12 protein-coding genes are annotated in these 17072 nt (G+C 72.9%); 9 read left to right on the top strand and 3 right to left on the bottom strand.

What is annotated here, in order from left to right:
- Nucleotides 1-138 precede the first annotated feature (138 nt).
- Complete coding sequence (gene lepA / locus ACZ6YG_RS08870) at nucleotides 139-1968, bottom strand: translation elongation factor 4 (protein ID WP_271279644.1); 1830 nt, start codon at nucleotides 1966-1968, stop codon at nucleotides 139-141.
- A 58-nt stretch (nucleotides 1969-2026) separates the two neighbouring features.
- Here lepA and ACZ6YG_RS08865 point away from each other — a divergent pair, with 58 nt between their 5' ends.
- The 9 genes from ACZ6YG_RS08865 to ACZ6YG_RS08825 all read left to right on the top strand — a co-directional run bounded on the left by ACZ6YG_RS08865 (nucleotide 2027) and on the right by ACZ6YG_RS08825 (nucleotide 12993).
- Nucleotides 2027-3013, top strand: a complete 987-nt coding sequence (locus ACZ6YG_RS08865; RefSeq protein WP_246639583.1) for a glycoside hydrolase family 18 protein — start codon at nucleotides 2027-2029, stop codon at nucleotides 3011-3013.
- Nucleotides 3014-3135: 122 nt separating this feature from the next.
- Nucleotides 3136-3408, top strand: coding sequence for a 30S ribosomal protein S20 (gene rpsT, locus ACZ6YG_RS08860; protein WP_148033503.1), 273 nt, complete (start codon nucleotides 3136-3138; stop codon nucleotides 3406-3408).
- A gap of 206 nt (nucleotides 3409-3614) precedes the next feature.
- A complete protein-coding gene (locus ACZ6YG_RS08855; RefSeq protein WP_466017598.1) occupies nucleotides 3615-6701 on the top strand; it encodes an FtsX-like permease family protein in 3087 nt (1028 codons plus the stop codon).
- On the top strand, nucleotides 6698-9289 hold the full coding sequence (locus ACZ6YG_RS08850) for an FtsX-like permease family protein (RefSeq protein WP_466017597.1): 2592 nt from the start codon (nucleotides 6698-6700) through the stop codon (nucleotides 9287-9289). The genes ACZ6YG_RS08855 and ACZ6YG_RS08850 overlap by 4 nt, the downstream gene beginning before the upstream one ends.
- Nucleotides 9286-10209, top strand: a complete 924-nt coding sequence (locus ACZ6YG_RS08845; protein ID WP_148033506.1) for an ABC transporter ATP-binding protein — start codon at nucleotides 9286-9288, stop codon at nucleotides 10207-10209. The genes ACZ6YG_RS08850 and ACZ6YG_RS08845 overlap by 4 nt, the downstream gene beginning before the upstream one ends.
- Nucleotides 10199-10897, top strand: coding sequence for an ABC transporter ATP-binding protein (locus ACZ6YG_RS08840; protein WP_148033507.1), 699 nt, complete (start codon nucleotides 10199-10201; stop codon nucleotides 10895-10897). The genes ACZ6YG_RS08845 and ACZ6YG_RS08840 overlap by 11 nt, the downstream gene beginning before the upstream one ends.
- A 72-nt stretch (nucleotides 10898-10969) precedes the next feature.
- Nucleotides 10970-11872, top strand: coding sequence for a hypothetical protein (locus ACZ6YG_RS08835; protein ID WP_466017596.1), 903 nt, complete (start codon nucleotides 10970-10972; stop codon nucleotides 11870-11872).
- Complete coding sequence (locus ACZ6YG_RS08830; RefSeq protein ID WP_466017595.1) at nucleotides 11869-12324, top strand: hypothetical protein; 456 nt, start codon at nucleotides 11869-11871, stop codon at nucleotides 12322-12324. The genes ACZ6YG_RS08835 and ACZ6YG_RS08830 overlap by 4 nt, the downstream gene beginning before the upstream one ends.
- A 45-nt stretch (nucleotides 12325-12369) precedes the next feature.
- A complete protein-coding gene (locus ACZ6YG_RS08825; protein WP_466017594.1) occupies nucleotides 12370-12993 on the top strand; it encodes a hypothetical protein in 624 nt (207 codons plus the stop codon).
- Here the strand turns inward: ACZ6YG_RS08825 and holA are convergent.
- Both holA and ACZ6YG_RS08815 read right to left on the bottom strand, forming a co-directional pair.
- The gene (gene holA / locus ACZ6YG_RS08820) at nucleotides 12990-13973 is read right to left on the bottom strand and encodes a DNA polymerase III subunit delta (RefSeq protein ID WP_187281323.1); all 984 of its coding nucleotides are present in this window, start codon (nucleotides 13971-13973) and stop codon (nucleotides 12990-12992) included. The two genes, ACZ6YG_RS08825 and holA, sit on opposite strands and share 4 nt — an antisense overlap.
- 133 nt (nucleotides 13974-14106) lie before the next feature.
- On the bottom strand, nucleotides 14107-16857 hold the full coding sequence (locus tag ACZ6YG_RS08815) for a ComEC/Rec2 family competence protein (RefSeq protein WP_466017593.1): 2751 nt from the start codon (nucleotides 16855-16857) through the stop codon (nucleotides 14107-14109).
- Between the last annotated feature and the right edge of the window lie 215 nt (nucleotides 16858-17072).

Here is a 17072-nt window from a genome sequence, read left to right as displayed (position 1 = left end):
CCGCGTACACGTACCGGCAGAAGGCTCGCTGAGCGCCGACCCGCTGCCGGCCGCGCGTACGCGTACCGGCAGAAAGCTCGATAAGCGCCGACCCGCTGCCGGCCGCGCGTACGCGTACCGGCAGAAGCGGTAGAGCCCTTACTTCTTTGGCTTGTCGGAGCCGGAGTCGGTCGACAGCGCGGCCACGAACGCCTCCTGCGGCACCTCGACCCGGCCGACCATCTTCATCCGCTTCTTGCCTTCCTTCTGCTTCTCCAGCAGCTTGCGCTTACGGGAGATGTCGCCGCCGTAGCACTTGGCCAGGACGTCCTTGCGGATGGCGCGGATGTTCTCGCGAGCGATGACCCGGGCCCCGATCGCGGCCTGGATCGGCACCTCGAACTGCTGCCTGGGGATCAGCTCGCGCAGCTTCTTGGCCATCTCGGTGCCGTACGCGTAGGCCTTCTCGCGGTGCACGATGGCGCTGAAGGCGTCGACCGGCTCGCCCTGCAGCAGGATGTCGACCTTGACCAGGTCGGCCTCCTGCTCCCCGGCCGGCTCGTAGTCGAGCGAGGCGTAGCCGCGGGTGCGCGACTTGAGCTGGTCGAAGAAGTCGAAGATGATCTCGCCGAGCGGCAGCGTGTAGCGGATCTCGACGCGGTCTTCCGAGAGGTAGTCCATGCCGAGGAGGTTGCCGCGCCGCCCCTGGCAGATCTCCATGATCGCGCCGATGAACTCGGACGGGGCCAGGATCGTCGACTTGGTCACCGGCTCGAAGACCTGCGCGATCTTGCCGCCGGTGGGGAACTCCGACGGGTTGGTGACGGTCAGCTCGCTGCCGTCTTCCATGATCACGCGGTAGATGACGTTGGGCGCGGTCGAGATCAGCGACAGCCCGAACTCGCGCTCCAGCCGCTCGCGCACGATCTCCATGTGGAGCAGCCCGAGGAACCCGACGCGGAAGCCGAACCCGAGCGCCGCCGACGTCTCCGGCTCGTAGACCAGCGCCGCGTCGTTGAGCTGCAGCTTGTCGAGCGCCTCGCGCAGCTCTGGGTACTCGTCGCCGTCGATCGGGTAGAGGCCGGAGAACACCATGGGCTTGGGGTGCTCGTAACCGGCCAGCATCTCGCCGGCGGACTTGACGGCGGAGGTGACGGTGTCGCCGACGCGCGACTGCCGCACGTCCTTGACCCCGGTGATCAGGTAGCCCACCTCGCCGACGCCCAGCCCCAGCTCGGCCGGGCGCGGCTCGGGCGAGATGACGCCGATCTCCAGCGTCTCGTGGGTGGCGGCGGTCGACATCATGAGGATGCGCTCGCGCTTGCCCAGGTGGCCGTCGACCACCCGCACGTACGTGACGACGCCGCGGTAGGTGTCGTAGACCGAGTCGAAGATGAGCGCCCGGGCGGCCGCGTCGGCCCGGCCGACCGGGGCCGGCACCTCCCGCACCACGTGGTCGAGCAGCTCGCGCACGCCCTCGCCGGTCTTGCCCGACACGCGCAGCACGTCGGACGGGTCGCAGCCGATCAGGCCCGCCAGCTCCTCGGCGAACTTCTCCGGCTGCGCCGCCGGCAGGTCGATCTTGTTGAGCACCGGGATGATGTGCAGGTCGGCGTTCATGGCCAGGTAGAGGTTGGCCAGGGTCTGCGCCTCGATGCCCTGGGCGGCGTCGACGAGCAGGATCGCGCCCTCGCACGCCTGCAGCGACCGGGACACCTCGTAGGTGAAGTCGACGTGACCCGGTGTGTCGATCATGTTGAGGACGTGGCCGTCATACGGCAGCCGGACGGCCTGGGACTTGATCGTGATGCCGCGCTCTCGCTCGATGTCCATCCTGTCGAGGTATTGAGCGCGCATGGAGCGGTCGTCGACCACCCCCGTGATCTGCAGCATCCGGTCGGCAAGCGTGGACTTGCCATGGTCGATATGCGCGATGATGCAGAAGTTGCGGATCAACGCGGGGTCTGTCTGGCCAGGCTGAGTGCGCACCGAAGTCCGTTCCGACAGGTTTGAGGTCAAGCGTCTTTCATGGTGACATGCCCGGGTGATGTCCCGAACCGTCATCCGCCGCGGCCTGCGCCTGATCGCGCTCGCCTCGGTCGTCATGGTCGCGCTGATCGGCGTCTTAGCCGCCGCGTTCCGGCTCCAGTTTACCGGGGCTCCGGCCGGGTGGGCGATGAGCACCGGCAACGACGCCCTCTGGCTGGGCCACATGTGGGTCGACGGCCGCCGCGACGAGCAGGACGTGCGCGTCCTCGCCGAGCGCCTGCGCACCACCGGCGTCAAGGATCTGTACGTGCACTCCGGTCCCTTCGAGCTGGACGGGAGGCTCGATCCGGCCAAGTATCCGAACGCCTCACAGTTCGTCCAGTGGGCGAAACGGCATATGCCGGGCGTGCGCGTCTCCGCGTGGCTCGGACAGAAGGTCAAGAACGGCCTGGACCTGGACGATCCCGCCGCCCGCCGGAACGTGCTCGACGGCGTCGCGGCCGTCATGAAGGCCGGGTACGACGGCGTCCACTACAACTTCGAGCCGCTCGGCGACGGCGACACCGACTTCCTCGTCCTGCTGGACGAGACCAGGCGGCACGCGTCCCTGGTGTCCACCTCGACCCCGCAGATCGAGCCGTACCCGCTCATGCGGATCGGCACGAGGGCCGTCATGGGCCACGACAAGTACTGGTCGCCCGGATACTTCCAGGAGGTCGTGTCCCGGGTCGACCAGGTCGCGGTCATGACGTACGACTCCGGTCTGCCGCTGGAGTCGCTGTACGGCGGACACGTGGTGCGGCAGGCGGAGCTGGCCCTGGACCTGGTGCCCGAGTCGAAGTCCCTGTTCGTCGGCGCCCCTGCCTACCACGACCACGGCGTCCCGTGGAGCGACGCGGCGGAGAGCGTCGCCGTGGCCGGCCAGGGCGCCAAGCTGGCGCTGTCGGAGCACGGCCCGCGCGAGCGGTTCGGGCTGGCGCTGTACGTGGACTTCGCGGCGACCGAGGAGGACTGGCGGGAGTACGAGGAAAACTGGTTATCCTGAAACCGGGCGTTGATTTGAGCGGCCACCTGAGTTATTGGTAGCCTGAGCAACTGCGTGTGGCGCGCCCTCTCTCGAGCCCGCGCGCTTCATCCACCACCTTTAGACTTCACCGAGGCTTCTTCGTGGCGAACATCAAGTCCCAGATCAAGCGCAACAAGCAGAACGAGAAGGCTCGCCTGCGCAACAAGGCTGTCAAGTCCTCTCTCAAGACCGCGGTCCGCAAGTTCCGCGAGGCCGCCGAGCAGGGCGACGTCGAGCAGGCCGCGGCGCTGCAGCAGGTGGCCGCCCGTCAGCTCGACAAGGCCGCCAGCAAGGGCGTCATCCACAAGAACCAGGCCGCCAACCGCAAGTCGGCGATCGCCAAGCAGGCCGCCGCGCTCGCCGCGGCCAAGTAGGCGCCGGTCCGGCCATAGGAGCGCCGCACTCCCTCACGGGGTGCGGCGTTTTCTGCTGCTCGGGCACAGTCCCAAGAGCAATGTCACAGTTTCAATATCACATACGCGTCGCCGGGCCGTATCTTCTCCGTCACCGTTGACATCGCGCTCTTGCCCTCGGTGACGCCCTCCCCAATCCTCCTGAGGAGCGGATGTTGGGGGGTCGGATGCGGGGGCCGTTGGTCGTCAAGCGCGCGTTCAGCGAGCCGCTCCTGCTGTTGGCCGCCTTCGGGTCGATCCTGCTGGCCACCACCACGCTCGTCGCGCTGACCATGTACGCCTCCTCCATCGCCGAGGCGGGCGTGCGCCGGACGATGGAGACCGCGCCGCTGCGCCAGGTGGCGGTGACGGTGAGCGCCCCGGTGACGGGCGAGACGTTCCCGCGGCTCGACGCGGCGGTGCGCGGCCGGGTGACCGAGTCGCTCGGCGGCACGCCCGCCGCGTTCTCGACGAGCTTCCACTCCGACTCGTACACGATGCCGGGCCAGGAGCGCCGCGAGGTGCCGGAGCTGCTGCGGTTCGGCAGCTACGACGGTCTCGACGGGCATGCCCGGCTGGTGTCCGGCACGTGGCCGGAGCCCGCGGAGGACGGCGCCGTCGAGGCGGCGATCCCGCTGTCCGCGGCGTCGGCCTCCGGGCTGGAGAGCGGGCAGGAGATCACCGTGCGCGGCCGGCTCGACGGCAGGCCGGTGACGGTCCGGGTCACCGGCGTCTTCCAGCTCGCCGACCCGTACGGAGACCGCTGGGCCGGCGAGCAGTTGCTCAGCCGCGGCGTCGAGCACGGCGAGTTCACCACGTACGGGCCGTTGATGGTGCCGCGCGAGACGTTCCTGGCCCGCTTCGCCACCAACGTCGGCACGACCTGGACCGCCGTCCCCGACCTGAGCGCGATCACCCCGGAACGCCTGCGTCCGCTGGCCGCGGGCGTGAGCGGCCTGGCCGAGTCGCTCAAGACGGACGGCTGCCCGAGTTGCACGGCCGTCACCCGCCTTCCCGGCATGCTGACCCAGCTCGACACCGCCTCGCTGGTGGCCCGCTCCACGATGCTGATCCCGGTGCTGCAGTTGCTGCTGCTCGCCGCGTACGCGCTGATGCTGACCGCCCGGCTGCTGGCCGACCACCGGCGGATGGAGGTGGCGCTGCTGCGCTCGCGAGGCGCCGGCACGCTGCGACTGGCGGCGCTGGCGGGCGGCGAGGCGCTGCTGGTGGCGGTGCCGTGCGCGGTGGCGGCGCCGCTGCTGGGGCCGCCGCTGCTGGCCGCGGTCAACGCGCTGCCGTGGATCGCGGCCAGCGGGGTGCGCCTGGCGCCGGCGGCGGACGCGGGCACGTTCCTGGTCTCGTCCGGCGTGGCCCTGGCCGCCGCCGTGCTGCTCACGCTGCCCGCCCTGGCGGGCGCGCGCCGCACCTACGTCGAGGAGCAGACCGCGCGCGGGCGCGGCGCGGGACGCGGCCTGATCGAGCGGGCGGGCGCGGACCTGGCGCTGCTCGCGGTGGCGGCGCTGGCGATCTGGCAGCTCCGGCACTACGGCTCGCCCGTCACCGGCACCTCCGGCGGAGGGCTGGGCATCGATCCGCTCATCGTCTCCGGACCCGCGCTGGCGCTGCTCACCGGCGGCATGCTCGGCCTGCGGCTGGTGCCGCGCGTGTCCCGGCTGGCCGAGCGGATCACCGCCCGGCGGCCGGGGCTGGCGCCCGCGCTCGGCGCCTGGCAGGTGAGCCGGCGTCCGCTCCGCTACGCGGGTCCCGCGCTGCTGCTCACGATGGCGATCGCGATCGGCATCGTGTCCATGGCCACCGCCGCCACCTGGCGGGGCTCCCAGCTCGACCAGGCGCGCCACCAGGCCGGCGCGGACCTGCGGCTGTCCGGCCCGCCGGACTCGCCCGAGCTGGGGTCGTCCGGGCGGGGCAGCGCGTTCGCGGCGCTGCCTGGCGTGACCGCCGCCTCGCCCGCCTTCCGCGGCCAGGTGGAGGTGGGCGGCGAAGGGGCCGTCCTGCTCGCCCTGGACGCCACCGAGCTGGAGGCGCTCTTCCGGCTCCGCCCCGACCTGTCGGCGCGGCCCGTCGCCGGCATGAGCCGCGCGCTGGCCGCGAACCGGCCCGCGGACGGGGGACTCGAACTGCCCGGCCGGCCCTCTGCTCTCGCCGTCGAGGCGCGGATGGACCGCATCCTGCCACTGCGTGTCCGCGTCTCCGACTCTCTCGGCGTGTGGCGCGACCTGCCGCTGACCGCCGCCGGGAACGGCCGGCTGAGCGCTGATCTCAAGGGGCTGGCCGGGCGTAGTGGTGAGATCGCCTACCCACTGGCGGTGCGCGGTTTCACCGCCGGCGCCCCGGCGGAGGGCACGACGGTCGTCACGCTGTCCGGCCTGAGCGCCGACGGGCGGCCGGTCGGCGCGCCCGAGGTGCGGCTGGAGGTGACGGGCGAGCGGCCGGTCGCGGCCGGGTTCGCCCCGGTACGGGAGCGGCGCCCGCTGCCGGTCGTGCTCACCGCCGACCTCGCCGCCGCGAACAAGCTGGCGGCGGGACAGACCGGCCGGATCAACCTGGACCGCGAGGTCGTCGACGTCAGCGTGGCCGGGGTCGTCGAGCGGATGCCCACCACGGAGCCCGACCAGCCGGCCCTGCTAGCAGACTGGGGGACCCTGCAGGCGCACGGCCTGGCCACCGGGCAGCAGCCCAGGCCCGCCACCGAGTGGTGGCTGGCCGTCGAGGGCGGCGACACCGCGCCGGCCGCGCGGGAGCTGCGCGGCCATCCCGAGTGGGACGTCACCGTGACCGACCAGCGCGAGCTGGCCGCCGGGCTGCGCGACGACCCGCTGGCCAGCGGGCTGCAGGGGGCGCTCATCCTGGGCTTCCTGTCCGCGCTGGTGTTCGCCGCGCTCGGCTTCCTGGTGAACGCGGCCGTGGCCGCCCGCGAGCGGATGGCCGAGTTCACGATCCTGCGCGCGCTCGGCGTCAGCTCCCGGCAGGTGTTCGGGCTGCTGGCGGTCGAGCAGGCGTTCGTCATCGTGCTCTCGCTGGTGGCCGGCACGGCGCTGGCCGTCGTGGTGGGCGGCCTGGTGGTACCGCACATCGTGCTGACGGGGCAGGCGTCGGCGGTCACGCCCGAGGTGCTGCTCGACATCCCATGGGGAGCGACCGCGGCCCTGCTGGCCGGGGTGGCGGCCGTGCTGTTCGCGATCGTGGCCGTCCTGGCGCGCAACCTGCGCCGCCAGGGCCTCGGCCGGGTGCTGCGCATCGGGGAGGACCAGTGAGGGTGCTGCGGCTCGCCCGGACGCACCGGGGCGCGGTGGCCGTGCTCGCGCTGCTCGTGCTGAGCGCGTGCGTGCTCGTGGCGGGGCTGCCGCGCACCATGCAGGCCGCCTTCGACGGCGCGCTGCGCCAGTCGCTGGCCGCCGCGCCCGCCTACCAGCGGGACGTGGCCGTGGAGCTGCGCTCGTCGGGTCCGGAGAGCGACCTGCGCGAGCCGGCGCAGTTCGCCTCGTACGGGGAGCAGTACCGGGACCTGGTGCCGGAGCCGCTGAGCGGCCTGCTCGGCGGCGCCGGGCACGCCAGCGCCAAGACGTACGACACGCCGGTGAACGGTTCCGGCGGTCGCACGTACCTCAATCTCGGCTGGCTGTCCGACGGCGAGCGGCGGGTGGAGTGGGCCGAGGGCCGGGCTCCCGGGAGCGTCGGCACGACGCGGTGGCAGGGGCAGACGGTGCCGCTGTACGAGGTGGGGGTGTCGGCGGAGGCCCGCGACATGATGGGGCTGAAGGTCGGCGACCTGAAGATCCTCGGCGAGAGCGACTTCGCGGCCGTGAAGGTCGTCGGCGTCTTCCGCGCCCGTGACGCGGGTGACGACTACTGGTCGCACAACGGTGAGATCCTGCACGTCACGCGGCTGCAACCGCCGGGCTCGCTCGACTACGAGCACTACACCACCGCGCTGATCGCCGACGCCGGGCTGGCCCGGCTGAGCGGCGCGGACCGGAATCTGTCCTACCGCTGGGTCCTGCCGGTGGACGCCGCCAGGACCGGGGCGCGTCAGGTGGACGAGCTGGACGCGGCCGTCACGGAGTTCGAGCGGGTGCTGAAGGTGCGGCCCGGCCTGGTGTCCGGCACCGTCGTCTCCACGGGGCTGCCCGGGCTGCTGGACGGGTTCCGCGCCGCGCTGGCGACCGCGCAGACCGTGATGTTCCTGGTGCTCGGCGGGTTGCTCGTAGTGGCGCTCGGCGTGATCCTGCTGGCCGTGCGGCTCCTCGTCGACCGGATGGACCGGGCGCTGTCGCTGACGCGGGCGCGCGGCGGTTCGCTGCGGCAGGTGGCGGGGACCGGCGCCGTGCTGGTCGCCGCCGTGGTCGGGCCGGCCGCCGCCGCCGGGTACGCGCTCTCGTACCTCTTCCCCGGGCCGGTGCCGCCGGTCGTGCACGCCGGGCCCGTCGCGGTGGCGGTGGCGGCGGTGGCGTTCGCCGCCGCGCGGATCGCCGTCGCCCACCGGGCGCCGCTGCACGAGCGGCGTGAGGACGTGGTGGCGGCCCGGCCGTCCGCCCGGCGGATCACGCTGGAACTGCTGGTCGTCGGGCTCGCTCTGGCGGGCGCCTACCTGCTGCGCACCCGGGGCACGGCCGCCGGAGGGCTGGACCCGTTCCTGCTGGTGGTGCCGCTCGCGCTCACGCTGGCCGCCGCGCTGATCACCATGCGCTGCTACCCGTACCCGCTGCGCCTGATGGTCCGGGCCGCCGCCGGGGCCCGGACCGCGGTGGCCTTCCTGGGACTGACACGGGCGGCCAGGACGGGCTCGTCCGGCGTGCTGCCGGTGCTGATCCTGCTGCCCGCGCTGGGCGTGTCGGTGTTCGCCTCGGTGATCTCCGGCAGCGTGGCGAGCACGCAGCGGCTGGCCTCGTGGCAGGCCGTCGGGGCGCCGGTCAAGATCACCTCCGATCGGGAGCTCACCGCCGGGGAGGTCGAGCGGGTGCGTCAGGTGCCCGGCGTGGCCCGGGTCGTGCCGGTACAGCTCGCCGACGTGCAGGTCGGCCACACGGCGGAGCGGGCCGAGGCGATCGCCGTCGACCTGGCCGGGTGGCGGGAGCTGGTGGCGGGCGCTCCGGTCAGCCTGCCCGCGCCGCCCGCGGCCGGTTCCGGCATCCCCGCGCTGGTGTCGCACGAGCTGCGCGGGCGCGGCACGTTCGAGATCGGCTGGCAGTCACGGCTGACGATCACCACCAGGGACGTGGTCACCGCGGTGCCGGGCTTCTTCACCGAGGGCAAGTTCATCGTCCTGCCGTTCGACGTGAACCCGCGGCCGGTGGTCAACGCGCTGCTCGTCTCCGGCGCCGCCGACCGGGCCGCGCTGGCGCGGGCCGTGCCGGACGCCCGGGTGGAGACGCAGGCGGCGACGCTGGCCGCCATCCAGGCCGACCCGATGACCGGCACCGTCAGCGCCACGCTGCTCGTGGTGACGGTGGCGCTCGCCGGGTACGCGCTGGTCGCGGTCCTCATCACGCTGGTGATCGGCGCCGCCGACCGGGCCAGGGCGCTGTCGCTGCTGCGCACCCTGGGACTGTCCGACCGCCAGGCGCGGCGGCTCACGGTGCTGGAGATCCTGCCGATGGTCCTGGTCACCGCGCTGGTCGGGCTCGGCCTCGGGCTGGGTCTGCCGGCCGCGCTCGGTCCCGGCATCGATCTGTCCGCCTACGCCGGCGGGCTGGCCGTCGGCGGCTACGATCTCGACCTGACCACCCCGGCCGCGCTGGCCGCCGGGCTCGCCGTCGTCGCCGTGCTCGGCGCGTACGCGCACGCCGCCATCAGCCGACGCCGCGACGTGAGCGCCGTCCTGAGAGTGGGAGACCTGTCTTGAACCCGACATTGTCCGAGCTGGAGGCGGAGGCCGGCCGGGAGAAGGCCGCTTTCGGAGGTGACGCGCACATCGTCTGCGACAACCTCGTACGCATCTACAAGACCGAGGGCGTCGAGGTGGTCGCGCTCCAGGGCCTCGACCTGGTCGTGGAGAAGGGCGAACTGCTCGCCATCGTGGGCGCGTCCGGGTCCGGCAAGTCGACGCTGCTCAACGTGCTGTCCGGGCTGGACGTGCCGACCGCCGGGGTGGCACGGGTCGCCGGGATGGACCTGCTGGCGATGACCGCCAAGGACCGGCTGCGCTACCGGCGCGAGGTCGTCGGGTTCATCTGGCAGCAGACCGCGCGCAACCTGCTGCCCTACCTGACGGGGCGGGAGAACGTCGAGCTGCCCATGGTGCTCGCGGGCCGGCGGCGCGGCGAACGGGCGGCCGAGCTGCTCGACCTGATGGGCGTGAGCCACTGCGCCGGCCGCAAGCCGCCGGAGATGTCCGGCGGCGAGCAGCAGCGGGTCGCCATCGCCGTCGCGCTCGCCAACGCGCCGCAGCTCATCCTCGCCGACGAGCCGACCGGCGAGCTCGACAGCGAGACGTCCGAGGAGGTGTTCGGCGCGCTGCGCAGGGCCAACCGCGAACTGGGCGTCACCGTGGTCGTCGTCACCCACGACCCGCTCGTGTCCGAGCAGGTCGACCGCACGATCGGCATCCGCGACGGGCGCACCAGCAGCGAGACCCTGCGCCGCGAGGGCGCCGAGGGGCAGATCGTCGCCGAGGAGTACGCGGTGCTCGACCGGGTGGGACGGCTCCAGCTGCCCCGCGACTTCACGAACGCGCTCGACATGGAACGCCGTGTCCGGCTGGAACTGGAGAGCGACCACATCGGGGTGTGGCCGGTACGGGAGGAGCCCGCCGATGAGCGGTGAGCCGTTGGTCGTGGTCGAAGGGCTGCGCAAGGTCTACCGGACGGGGCCGGAGGAGGTCGTGGCGCTGCGGGAGGTGTCGTTCGAGGCCTACCCGGGCGAGCTGATCGCCGTCCGGGGGCGGTCGGGGTCCGGCAAGACGACGCTGCTCAACCAGGTGGGCGGGCTGGACCGGCCCGACGCCGGGCGGGTGGTGGTGGCCGGGCAGGAGGTCACGGCGCTGCCCGAGGACGCGCTGCTGGCGCTGCGCCGGGACGTGATCGGGTTCGTGTTCCAGTCGTTCGGGCTGATCCCCGTGCTGTCGGCGGCCGAGAACGTGGGCGTGCCGATGCGGCTGGCCCGCACCCCGGTCGAGGAGCGGGAGAAGCGGGTCCGCACCCTCCTCGCCCTCGTCGGGCTGGACAAGCACGCCAACCAGCGCCCGTACGAGCTATCGGGCGGACAGCGGCAGCGGGTGGCCATCGCCCGGTCGCTGGCCAACCGGCCGCGCCTGCTGGTGGCCGACGAGCCGACCGGACAGCTCGACTCGCAGACGGGACGGCAGATCATGGAACTGCTGCGCGCCCTGGTCCGCAGCGAGGGCGTCACCGCCCTGGTCGCCACGCACGACCCGAACCTGATCACGCTGGCCGACCGGGTGCTGGAGATCAGCGACGGCACGCTGCGGGAGGCCGCGCTCCAGGAATCCTGACCCGGCGGCGGGCACGCGCGGTTTGCCGGTGGGACCCTGGCCGGGTCGCCGTGTGCGGAGTTCAATGGGAGCGTGGTTGACGACCGCGATCCCACCGGACGACCGCTGTCGGCCCTGCCCGTCCCCCCACATGAGGAGCCGCCCCCGCCGCCCCCGTGGAAGCCCGCCGAGGAACAGGTCGTCGAGGCGTTCTCAGAGGTGCGCCGCCATCCGCGTGCCGTTCTGTGGCGCGCCGCGGTGGTGGCCGTCCCGGCTCTCCTCGCACAGTCGCTGCTGGCGCGCGTCATCGAGCGGCCGGCGATCTGGCACGAGTACACGTTCCTGTGGACACGGTTCGCCGACGCGCTGAGCGCGATCGCGATCCTCGCGGTGAACAGCGCCGCGATCGTCGTGCTCAGCGGTCTGCTGGCGCCCACGGTCATCGGCGCGAGCTCCCCGCCGGGCACGTGGCGCGGCCTGGCCCGGCTGTGCGGGCTGACCTTCCTGCTGACTTCCCTGGGACTGGCGATGTACGCGCTCTTCCCGGTCGCCGCCGAGCGGGACATACCGGTGTCCGGCTTCCCGGGCGCCGGGCCGCTGTTCTTCCTGGCCGCCCTCTTCGTGGTCGCCGCCGTGGAGATCCGGTTCGCCTTCGCCGCACCCGGCGTCACGGTGAAAGGGCTGGGCGGCTGGCAGGCCGTCAAACTGTCCCGGCGGCTGACCCGCGGCCAGTTCTTCAAGATTCTCTCCGCGCGCTGCGTGCTGCGGGCGCTTCTCGAAGGCTTCGGCGGGATCCTCGGCGCGGCCGTGCTGTTGCGCGCCACGGGCGACGACCCGGCCGGCGGTCTGGGGCCGGCCGGGTGGACTGTGCTCGTCGCCGTCAAGTGGGCCATGCTCACCTGCGTCCTCGCGACCGCGTCGATGCTCGCCGTGGTGCAGTTCGCCGATCAGGACAAGCGGCTGAGCCGCGAGGACGCCATCGGGGAGCCGTCGTGACGGCCGCCGCCCACCCGCCACCGCCGCTCGCGCCCCGGAACATCCTGGAGATCTGGGCGACCGCCGTCCTGCTGCTGCGCCGCCATCCGCTCCCGTTCGTCGGGTCCGCGCTCGTCCTCACCCTCGCGGGCGACCTGGTCCTGTGGGCGTGGAGCGCGCTGGTCACCCCGCTGACGACCTCCGGCGCCACGCGGGAACAACTCGTCCAGTTGTCGGTGCTGTCGCTCCTGCTCGGCCAGGCCGTCGTCCTGGCGGTCTTCGCAATGACCGGGGCTCTGCAGGCGGTCCTCGTGGTGCAGGCGCTCACCGGGGAACCGGTGACCATCCGCACGGCGCTCCGCCTGCTGGCCCGCAGGATACGGCCGGTGCTCGGGGTGACCGCGCTGCTGACCGTGGTGCCGCAGCTGGTGGTCCTCGGGCTGATCGCGGCGCTCGGAGCCTTTTTCTGGTAGGGGCTTCGCCCTCTGGCCGACGGGGACGCTCCCGCGGACCCGGCGATGGTTTCCGAGGTCCTGTCCTTGCTGCCGTACACCTGGCAGATCACCACGCTGCCGCTGCTGGTCTGGCTGATGATGGCGCTGGCTCTGCTGTTCGCGCCGGTCACGGCCGCGCTGGAGCCGCTCCGCCTCGGTGGCGCGCTGCGTCGCTCCGCCCTCCTGCTGGGCAACAACCTGCCGCGGGTCCTGGGGATGCTCCTGCTCGAACTCCTCGCCACGGTGGCGATCGTGGTGACCTTCCTCCTGCCGATCTGGCTCACCGCCGTGCTCGCACTGGCGCTGCTTCTCGGCCAGGTCCCGGCGACACCCGGGTGGGTGGACGTGGTGACGTACGTGCCGACGACTGTGGCCACCGCCGCCTACTACGCCTGGCTGGTGGCCGTCCTCGTCCTGCTCTACGTCGACGTACGGGTACGCAAGGAAGGGCTCGCGGCGGACCTGCGGGAACGTAGCACGGCGGGACGTGACCAGGCCGAGGACCTGCGGGAACGCCACACGGCCGGACGTGACCAGGCCGAGGACCTGCGGGAACGCCGCGCGACCGGACGTGACCAGGCCGAGGACCTGCGGGAACGCCGCGCGACCGGACGTGACCAGGCCGAGGACCGCCCGGAGGTTCCCTAACGGCCGGTGCGGCTGGCCACGATGACCTGGACGGTGTGCTCCAAGGCGTAGGCGGGGTCGGCGCCTGCACCCTTGACCTGCTCGTCGGCGTCGGCCACGGCCTGCATGGCGCGCGAGAGCCCTTCCGGCCCCCACCCCTTGACCTGTTTCCTGACCCGTTCGATCTTCCACGGCGGCATGCCCAGGTGGCTCGCCAGCTGCCCGCCCCGCAGGTTGCGCGGCGCCCCGGCGACCTTGGCGATGGACCGCAGCCCGCCCGCCAGCGCGCTCACCAGCAGCACGGGCGCGACACCCGTGCTCAAAGCCCACCGCAACTGCTCCAGGGCCTCGCCGAGCCGCCCCTCGACGGCCGAGTCCGCGACGTTGAACCCGGTCACCTCGGCGCGCCCCCTGTGGTAGCGCGCCACCGCCGCCGGAGTGATCGTCTTGTCTTCCGTGTCGAACATCAGCTGGTTGCACGCGGCGGCCAGCTCCCGCAGGTCGTTGCCCACCGCCTCCAGCAGCGCCTGGGCGGCCTCCCCCGAGATGCCCCGCCCGGCCCGTCTGAACTCGCCCTTGACGAACTCCAGCCGCTCCCCCGCCTTGGTCACCTTGGTGACGGTGACCACCTCGGCCCCGGCCTTCTTCACCCCGTCGACCAGCGCCTTGCCCTTGACCCCGCCGGGATGCGCCAGCACGAGCACCACGTCGTCGGACGGCCGCTTGGCGTAGGCGACGACCTCCGCGATCACGTCCTTGCCCAGGTCGTGCGCGGACCTGATGACCACGACGGTCCGGTCTCCGAACAGCGAAGGCGACGTCAACTGCGTCAGCTCCCCCGCCGTCACCTTCGACCCGACGAGATCGTGCACCTCGGCCCCGGCATCCATGGCCCGCGCCGCCACGACCACCTGGCTTACGGCCCGCTCCGCCAGCAACTCCTCATCCCCGACGACCAAGGTCACAGGTGCCGGATCGCTTCCCGCCATGTCGAGCAGCATCCCACGCCCTCCCCCCATCCCAAAACGCAGAGACACCAACCCACCCCGGCCACACCCGTGGGGGCGGTCGGTGGTCGGTTCAGTCCGGCCATACCCGTGGGAGCGACCGATGGTCGGTTCCGCTCTGGGGCGGTCAGCGTCCGCGCGACACCACCGCGAGGGCTCCTTCCTGGTCGACGATCGCGACATCGCCCGACTTGTCCGTACGGTAGACGCGGGCGCCCATACGGTTCAGCAGGCTGAGGGTGGACGGGGCCGGGTGGCCGTAGCCGTTGCCGGCTCCCACGCTGACCAGTGCCGCACGGGCCTGAACCGCCGCGAAGAAGGCCGGGACCTGCCGAGGCGATCCGTGATGCGGGACCTTGAAGATGTCGGCCCTCGGCAGGGAGTCACGCAGGAGCCGGTGCTGGGCCTCCGACTCGATGTCGCCGCTCAGCAACGCCGACCCCGCGCGCCAGCGGACGTGCAGGACGATGCTCGCGTTGTTGGCGGCACTGCCCTCCCCCGGCCCGTCCGCCGCCGCTGACTCGGGCGCGAGGACTGTCAACTCGGACGGGCCGAGCCGCCACCGGGTGCCCGGCTGCGCGGTGTGCTCGGGGATACGTCGGCGCGCCAGGCCGGCGCTGAGACGGGCGCTCTGCGGCGCGGACACGCGGTGCGGGCTGGTGATGACCGCTCCCACCCGCCGATCACGCTGCACGCCCGCCAGGCCGTTGACGTGGTCACCGTGCGGGTGCGTGAGGATCACCAGGGGCACGTCCCGAACGCCGAGCCTGCGCAGGCACCGGTCCATGACGGCCGGGTCGGGGCCGGCGTCGACGACCACACCTTGGCCGGGACCGGCCGCGATGACCAGCCCGTCGCCCTGGCCGACATCGCACATCACCATCAGCCATCCTCTGGGCGGCCAGGGCGCAGCGATCGGCCTGATCACGAGCACCGCGATCAGCACCCCGGCCGCGACGGCCAGCATGACGGCCCGCCCCGCCCGCCGTCTCAGCAGCACCACCGCCACGGCGGCGGCGACCGCCAGCAACCCGAGCCCCGCGATCCCCTGCGGCCAGGGCACGCTGGCCAGCGGGATGCCGACCGCCCACCGGGAGACCACGATGATCCAGCCGACCGCGTACCCGGCCGGAACCACCAGCGCCTGCGCCGCCTCGGGCCAGACCGGCGCGATCAGCGCCGCCACGAACCCCAGCAGGGTCGCGGGCGCCACAGCCGGCCCCGCCAGCAGGTTGGCCGGCACCGCCACCAGGCTGATCTGACCCGACATGAGCACCAGCACCGGGGTGACGGCAGCCTGTGCCGCAGCGGTCACCACCACCGCCTCCGCCGCCCACCGAGGCCACCGCACCCGGCGCCGCCCCACCGCCCCCGTTGCCCCACCCACCCCAAAACCAGAACCCGCCCCAGGCTCGAACCCCCTCAACCCAGGACCCCGACTCGCCGCAGCAGAGAACTCCCCCGCCCCCGCCTCTCCGCCCACTCCAGAACCGGGACGCCCCCCAAGCGCGGAGCCCTTCGCCTCCGCTTCCCGACCCACCCCACAACCGGGACGCGCCCCAGACGCGAAGCCCTCCAGCCTCACGCGGGCACTTCCACCCCCGCCCTCCCCAGAACCCGAACTCGCCGCAGCCAGGAAGTCCCACGACCTCGCGTCCCGGCCCAGCCCTGAACCGGGATGCGCCAGACGCATGGAGTCTTCCGGCTCCGGGGCTGGGCACGCTTTCCTGCCCGAGCCGGAGACGGGACGGGCCACAGGCGCGTGGACCGCTGAGCCTGGGGCGGTGGGAGGGGGATGTGCGGTGAGGTCGCCGGTGAGGCGGGTGCGCCAGCGAGGGGCCAGGAGGAGGATGCCGGCTGTGGCCGTCACCGAGAGGGCGAAGCCGTAGGAGCGGGCCAGGTCGGGGACGAACAGGATGAGCAGCAGGACGGCGGCGGACAGTGCGGCGACGCCGTCCTTGGCCCGGCCGGTGCCCAGGGCCAGGGCGGCCACCAGACCCATCAGGAGGGCGCGCAGGACGCTGGGGGACGGCCGGGCCACGATGGCGAAGGCGATCATGGCCAGGGCGGCGAAGGCGGCTCTGGGGGCGAGGGGCAACCCGGCCAGCCGGCAGAGGGCGAGGGCGGCACTCGCGACGATGGCCAGGTTGGCGCCGCTCACAGCGTTGAGGTGGCTCAGGCCCGCTTCCCTGAGATCCTCGTCGACCTGGGGGTCCAGCCGCGAGACGTCGCCGACCACCAGAGCCGGGAGGAGGCCACGCTGGTCAGGCGGGAGGACGCCGGCCGCCTCGCGCAGGCCGCTGCGGAACTCGCCTGCCACCGTGTGGACGGGCGAAGGGGGCGTGAGGATCTCGGGCGGGTCTCGTACCAAGAGGATGGCGGCGACGAGGCCGGGCGAGGTGGGTTCGGCGAGGCGGCCCCTGACGTGGAGACGCTGGCTCGGGAGGAGCGGTCGCCATTCCGCGCCGTTGGCGAAGACCACGATCGGGGTGTGTACGGAGATGCGGCGGGTGCCGGTGCGGAGGATCTCCAGGTTGGCCTCGACGACGATGCTGTCCCGCTGGAACAGGCCAGGCTTGGGGCGCCTGACCTTGGGATCGTCGGTGAGGGTGATCTCGGCGGTGATGGACGCGCCCTCGGCGGCCAGCTCGGCGACGGGGCCGGTGGTGACGGCGTGCAGGCGGAGCGCGATCGAACCGCTGGTGGCGGCGACGCTGATCAGCACCGCGACCATGGTGTTGCGGCGGGCCGTGCTCCGCGCGAACCGCCAGGCCACCGGCGAGCCGGCCGCCGCGAGAAGGCACGTGAGGACGGCGACCTGGACGGGGCAGCCGAGGAGAACGAGAGCGGTGGCCCACGCGGCGGCCGCCGGGATCACGAGCGGCCAGAAGTGGCCCCCGCCACCCTCACCACGGCTCGACGCCCGCTCGTGACCCGCCGCCCCGCCACCTTCGCTGCCACCGAACCTCGCCCCACCAAGCTTCCCGAGGCTGGATCTTCCACCACCGATCCTCCCGACGCCGAACCTCGCACCACCGAACCTTCCGCCGCCGAACTTCCTGCCACCGAAGCTCCCGACGCTGGACTTCCCGC

This window comes from Nonomuraea sp. NPDC054003 (assembly GCF_055585125.1).
This window is presented reverse-complemented; position numbering and strand designations above follow the sequence as displayed.

Excerpts from the sequence above, each read along its gene's own strand:
- ACZ6YG_RS08855 (WP_466017598.1), top strand. The coding sequence starts at position 3,615 with ATGCGGGGGCCGTTGGTCGTCAAGCGCGCGTTCAGCGAGCCGCTCCTG.
- ACZ6YG_RS08825 (WP_466017594.1), top strand. The coding sequence starts at position 12,370 with ATGGTTTCCGAGGTCCTGTCCTTGCTGCCGTACACCTGGCAGATCACC.
- ACZ6YG_RS08865 (WP_246639583.1), top strand. The coding sequence starts at position 2,027 with ATGTCCCGAACCGTCATCCGCCGCGGCCTGCGCCTGATCGCGCTCGCC.
- holA (WP_187281323.1), bottom strand. The coding sequence starts at position 13,973 with ATGCTGCTCGACATGGCGGGAAGCGATCCGGCACCTGTGACCTTGGTC.
- ACZ6YG_RS08840 (WP_148033507.1), top strand. The coding sequence starts at position 10,199 with ATGAGCGGTGAGCCGTTGGTCGTGGTCGAAGGGCTGCGCAAGGTCTAC.